Consider the following 5,268-nt stretch of genomic DNA (forward strand, 5'->3'; position numbering starts at 1 on the left):
GGCGCCGCGGTCGCGGTGGTCTCCGGGCCTGCAGGCGCGGCCTGCGCCTGCGCCAGTCCCGCCCAGGCCAGGGCCGCACCGGCCGCGCTCGCGGCGAGCGCTGTCTTCAATCGGTTCAATCTATCCCCCAAGGCATAAAAAAAGTCCGCGCGGGGCGGCGAGCCCCGTGCGGACGTCGTTGTCCGGTGATCGGCGCTGTCGTCGCGCCGAAGGCCTTTTGGCCGCCGCGGAACATCGTCGCCCCGCGGTCGCGAAGACATGCCGCCACGGCCGCGTTTGCGCCGCAACATTCCTTCGCGGCCGCAACACCAAAACCGGCGATATCGCGCGAAACTGCTTAGCTGAGGGGCGCCCAAAGCTAGGGCGCCGCACAATCCCCGCGCAGAATTTCCGCAGCAGCGGCCGACGGGGCGGATTCAGCCTCCGGACGCGGACCCTCTGCTGCGCATGTTTTAAACAAAGCGCAGCTCACGCGAAGTGGATGATCAAAAAGCCCACAACGCCCTTGCGAGCGCCTTGAACGGACGCCTGCGCTGCACCGCAATGCTAGTTGCGGAATGGACCTAGGTTCGCGCCAGACGGCTCAGCGGGAAGCTGGCGGCGTAGGCGCGCGCCTGGTCCAGGCTGAACTCGCTGCCGTCGGCGAAGCCGGCCGCGGTCTCGGGCGGCGTGACCGTCAGCCAGCCGAGATCGGCGGCGGCGTTGTTGTAGAGGTCCGGGCGGTAGACGTGCTCGGCGACGCCGCGAAGGTCGAGCTCGCGCGGCGCCTGGCCCCAGCGCATCATCTGACTGAGCAGCCAGGCGGCCTGCACCGGCAGCGGCGCGTTGGCGTGGTCGCGATGGAAGACGATGGCGGGCAGCGAGCGGGCGATGCTGTCGGCCGAGACGTCGACATACTCGGGCCGGGCAAGCAGCGCCGCCAGCTCTCCGCGGTTCTCCGCGGCGTCGCACCAGGCGGCGCCCTGCAAGAGGGCGCGCAGCAGCGCCTTCAAAAGCAGCGGGTTGCGCCTGGCCCACTCTGCGGTGACGCCGAACACCTTTTCCGGCCCGTCGCGCCAGACCTCGGAGGCGCGCACGGCCACCTCGCCCAGTTCCTGGTCCTCGGCGACGGCGTTCCAGGGCTCGCCCGCGCAGAAGCCGTCCAGTTCGCCCGCAGCCAGCCGGCTCGCCATCCGCGACGGGGGCGCGACGGTGATCCGCACGTCCTGGTCCGGGTCGATGCCGGCCTCCGCCAGCCAGTAGCGGAGCATGTAGTTGTGCATCGAATAGGGAAAGACGACGGCGAACACGAACGGCGGCTCGCCCTGGGCGCGGCGCTCGCCGATCAGCCGCTTGAGGCCCGCGCGCCGGTCCTCGTCCGGCGCCATCCATTGGGTCAGCCGCCGCGACAGGGTGAAGGCCGCGCCGCTGCGGTTCAGCGCCATGGCCGCGATCATCGGCTGCGGCTCGCCGCCGACGCCCAGCGTGCAGGCCAGCGGAATTGGGGCCAGCATGTGCGCCCCGTCGAGCGCGCCGGCCGCCACCTTGTCGCGCACGGTCGCCCACGAGACTTCGCGGCTCAGCCGCACCTGCAGGCCCTCGGCGGCGAACAACCCCCGCTCCTTCGCCACGATCAGCGGAGCGGCGTCGTTCAACGGCACGAAGCCCAGCACCAGTTCGCCCGCCTCACTCACGCGCCGTCTCCCTTCAGCACCCCGGCGAACGCCAGCAGGTCGGCGGCCACCGCTCCCAGCGGCCGCCCGGTGTCCATCGAAAGCTTGCGGAGCAGCTTGTAGGCCTGCTCCTCCTCGAGCCCCCGCTCCTTCATCAGCAGCGCCTTGGCCCGCTCGACCGTCTTGCGCGAGGCCAGGTCGGCCTTGGCCTTCTCCAGGTCCTGGCGCAGCTGGTGCATCAGCCGGAAGCGGCTCATCGCCACCTCCAGGATGTCGCGCACGCGGTTGGGCGCCAGGCCGTCGACGATGTAGGCCGCCACGCCCGCCCGCACCGCCTGCTCGGCGAGGCCCGGCTCGGAGCGATCGACGAACATCACCACCGGCCGCGGATTGGCGAGGCTGGCGTCCTGCAGGTTCTCCAGGGTGTCGCGGTCCGGGCTGTCGGCCGCCACCACGACCACGTCGGGCCCGAAGGCCGCGGCCTCGCGCTCGTCGAAGATCGAGGCGTGACGCACTTCGAGCGGGTCCACGCCGGCCAGGCCCTCGACGACAAGCGCCGCGCGGGCGGGATCGGGATCAACCACCAGGACTCGCATACCGGACCGACTAAGCGCTGGTGTCGGTGACACGCCGAGGGGCTCCAGCGGTTCGACGCCGCGAGCGTACGAAATCGCTTACGCATTAGGCGCCGGCGCCGGGCCTTTGAGCAAGGACTGCGCGCTCCGCCTCCGACCATCGTGAACGGAAGCTGACCGGCCCTCCCCGGCTCCGTTCAGGCGCCCCGGCGCATTCTCGCGCCAAGACCTGAGGAGATCGGTGATGAAGACCTGGCTTCTGTCCGCCGCCGTGGCGGCGGCAACCCTGGCCGGCGGCGCGGCGATGGCGCAGCCCTACGGCTACTACGGCGGCGGCTACTACGATCGGCCGGCCTACAACTACAGCTACAACTATGGGCGCGGCTATCACCGCTGGCGCGACAGCGACCACGACGGCGTGCCGGACCGCGCCGAATGGAACCGGGATCGGGACCACGACGGCCGCCCCGACCAGTGGGACCGCTACGACAACCGCCGCGACTGGCGCTATCGCCACCACCGCTATGGCCGCGGCTACTATCCGGCGCCCTACTGGGGCTACGGCTATCGCTATTGAGATCTAGATCCTCCCCCTGGGGGAGGTGGCCCGAAGGGCCAGGGGGTCCGCTCAGATATCGACGCAGGCCGTCCGACCTTCTGAGCGGAAGCCCCCTCACCGCCTTTGGCGGAGCTCCCCCAAAAAGGGGGAGCATCTTAGCTGGTCAGGCCGCCATCCCGCCGACGCGGGCGACGTTGCAGTGGACCCAGAGCGCCTCCATGGCCGCCACCAGGGCGTCCATCATCCCATCGGTGTGGGCCGGCGAGGGGGTGAAGCGCAGCCGCTCGGTGCCCTTGGGCACCGTCGGATAGTTGATCGGCTGGACGTAGATGCCGTGATCGACGAGCAGGATGTCGCTGATCATCTTGCAGTGGACCGGATCGCCGACCCGCACCGGGACGATGTGGCTCGCCGACGGCATCACCGGCAGGCCGGCCTTGGCCAGCCGCACCTTCAGCTCGGCGGCGCGCGCTTGGTGCGCCTGACGGACCTCGTCGTGCGCCTTCAGCCAGCGGATCGAGGCCGCCGCCCCGGCCGCCAGCGCCGGCGGCAGCGAGGTGGTGAAGATGAAGCCGTCGGCATAGCTGCGGATGGCGTCGACGATCACCGCGTCGGCCGCGATATAGCCGCCCATCACCCCGAACGCCTTGCCGAGCGTGCCCTCGACGATGTCGATCTCGCCCATCACCCCGTCGCGCTCGGCGACGCCGGCGCCGCGGGGGCCGTACATGCCGACCGCGTGGACCTCGTCGATATAGGTCATGGCGCCGTACTTCTTGGCGAGCGCCACGGTGCCGCGGATGTCGGCGATGTCGCCGTCCATCGAATAGACGCTCTCGAAGGCGACCAGCTTGGGCGCGTCCGCCGGCGCCTCGCGCAGCAGCTCTTCCAGGTGCTCGAGGTCGTTGTGGCGGAACACCCGGCGCTGCTCCTTCGCGCCCGAGCGGATGCCGCTGATCATCGAGTTGTGGTTGAAGGCGTCGGAAAAGACGATCAGACCGGGCAGGATCTTGTAGAGGGTCGACAGCGTCGCCTCGTTGGACACATAGCCCGAGGTGAAGAGGAGCGCCGCTTCCTTGCGATGCAGGTCGGCGAGTTCAAGCTCCAACTCCACGTGATAGCGCGTCGTCCCCGAGATGTTGCGCGTGCCGCCGGAGCCGGCGCCGGCCTCTTCCAGGGCGCGATGCATCGCCTCAAGCACCACCGGGTTCTGGCCCTGGCCGAGATAGTCGTTCGAGCACCAGACCACGACATCCTGGGTCGAGCCGTCCGGCCGCGTCCAGGTCGCGCGCGGAAACGCGCCGCGGCGCCGCTTCAGGTCCGCGAACACACGATAGCGACCCTCGCCCCGGACCTTGTCCAGCGCAGCCCGGAAGGCGTCTCTGTAATCCATCGACCTATGCAACTCGCCGGACAGCGCTCGACAATCTCACGCGCGGCGGGATTCCCTTGCAATTGCCGGGCTTTTCGCACCACGCGGCGACCTTGTCCAGAAAGAGGACCCGATCGTCGCGCGAGGCATCGCCTACAGACTTTTCCTACCTTCGGAACTTAAGCACGAATTGATCCGTGTCACCCCGGATCGCCGGATCGAACACGGCCTTCGTATGGTCGTCCGCGGCGTTGCGAAGCACCCGGCTCTCGCCGACGAGCTTGAAGCCCGCCGCCTCGACCTCGCGCCGGACGATCGCCGGATCGATTCGATGCAGCTTGTCGGGGACGTCGAGCCCGCTGCCGGCGGCCGCGGCGTGGTCGACGATTACATAGAGGCCGCCCGGCTTCAGCGCCCGGTAGATGGCGCGGTTCACCGCCGCGACGTCCAGATTGTACTTCGCCAGGTGCAGGTCGTGATAGTTGTCGGAGGTCCAGACCAAATCAGCCTTCTGCGGCAGCTGCAGCTTGGTGAAGTCCTGGGCGAGCACCGTCACATTGTCATAGGCCGGATCGGCGGCGATCGCCTTGACCGGCGGCGGCTTGTCGCCCTTGGCCTGGGCCTCGGTGATCACGGCGTAGACGTGGCCCTTGCGGCCGACGCACTTCGACAAGAGCCGGGTGAAATAGCCGCCGCCGGGCAACAGCTCGCCGACGACCTGGCCGGGCTTCAGCTCGGCGAAGGCCAGCAGTTCGGCGGGCTTGCGCTTGGCGTCCCTCGCCACATCCGCCGCGGGCCGGTTCGAATCGGCGATCGCGCCGGCGAAGTCGGCCGGAAAATTCCTGCGCCCATGGAGCGCGGCCGACGCGCTCCCGGCCAGTCCCACCGCGAGCAGCAAAGCCGCCGCGATCATCCGCTTGCGTGGCATCCAGACCTCCCAGCCCCGGTCATCGTCACGCAACATGGGGACTTACGGCAGCGGTGACCACTCCTCGGCGGCGGGAAGGGGCGCAAAAATTTCGTCCAGCAGGGGCTCGCCGACGTCTTCGAGGCTCGCCGGCCGCCATTTCGGGGCGTTGTCCTTCTCGACGATCACCGCCCGGACGCCTT

6 protein-coding genes are annotated in these 5,268 nt (G+C 69.4%); 1 reads left to right on the forward strand and 5 read right to left on the reverse strand.

The annotated features are described in order from the left end of the window. Positions 1 to 563 precede the first annotated feature (563 nt). Together VJS38_RS11905 and VJS38_RS11910 are read right to left on the reverse strand one after the other, a co-directional pair. Positions 564 to 1,673: a CmpA/NrtA family ABC transporter substrate-binding protein gene (locus VJS38_RS11905; RefSeq protein ID WP_324088366.1), complete on the reverse strand. Its 1,110-nt coding sequence runs from the start codon at positions 1,671 to 1,673 to the stop codon at positions 564 to 566. Then, positions 1,670 to 2,248, reverse strand: a complete 579-nt coding sequence (locus VJS38_RS11910) for an ANTAR domain-containing response regulator (protein WP_324088367.1) — start codon at positions 2,246 to 2,248, stop codon at positions 1,670 to 1,672. The genes VJS38_RS11905 and VJS38_RS11910 overlap by 4 nt, the downstream gene beginning before the upstream one ends. Positions 2,249 to 2,471: 223 nt before the next feature. Between VJS38_RS11910 and VJS38_RS11915 the strand changes: the two genes are divergently transcribed. Next, the gene (locus VJS38_RS11915) at positions 2,472 to 2,804 is read left to right on the forward strand and encodes a hypothetical protein (RefSeq protein WP_324088368.1); all 333 of its coding nucleotides are present in this window, start codon (positions 2,472 to 2,474) and stop codon (positions 2,802 to 2,804) included. Positions 2,805 to 2,949: 145 nt separating this feature from the next. Here VJS38_RS11915 and hemA read toward each other — a convergent pair whose 3' ends face one another. The 3 genes from hemA to VJS38_RS11930 all read right to left on the reverse strand — a co-directional run. After that, complete coding sequence (gene hemA / locus VJS38_RS11920; RefSeq protein ID WP_324088369.1) at positions 2,950 to 4,179, reverse strand: 5-aminolevulinate synthase; 1,230 nt, start codon at positions 4,177 to 4,179, stop codon at positions 2,950 to 2,952. A 145-nt stretch (positions 4,180 to 4,324) separates the two neighbouring features. Continuing rightward, positions 4,325 to 5,086: a class I SAM-dependent methyltransferase gene (locus VJS38_RS11925; RefSeq protein WP_324088370.1), complete on the reverse strand. Its 762-nt coding sequence runs from the start codon at positions 5,084 to 5,086 to the stop codon at positions 4,325 to 4,327. Positions 5,087 to 5,128: 42 nt separating this feature from the next. Beyond that, positions 5,129 to 5,268, reverse strand: a 140-nt coding sequence (locus tag VJS38_RS11930; RefSeq protein ID WP_324088371.1) for an enoyl-CoA hydratase/isomerase family protein, incomplete at its 5' end; no start/stop codon positions are given.

Source organism: Phenylobacterium sp. (assembly GCF_035276905.1).
GTDB lineage: Bacteria > Pseudomonadota > Alphaproteobacteria > Caulobacterales > Caulobacteraceae > Phenylobacterium.

Excerpts from the sequence above, each read along its gene's own strand:
- VJS38_RS11925 (WP_324088370.1), bottom strand. The coding sequence starts at position 5,086 with ATGCCACGCAAGCGGATGATCGCGGCGGCTTTGCTGCTCGCGGTGGGA.
- VJS38_RS11910 (WP_324088367.1), bottom strand. The coding sequence starts at position 2,248 with ATGCGAGTCCTGGTGGTTGATCCCGATCCCGCCCGCGCGGCGCTTGTC.
- VJS38_RS11915 (WP_324088368.1), top strand. The coding sequence starts at position 2,472 with ATGAAGACCTGGCTTCTGTCCGCCGCCGTGGCGGCGGCAACCCTGGCC.
- hemA (WP_324088369.1), bottom strand. The coding sequence starts at position 4,179 with ATGGATTACAGAGACGCCTTCCGGGCTGCGCTGGACAAGGTCCGGGGC.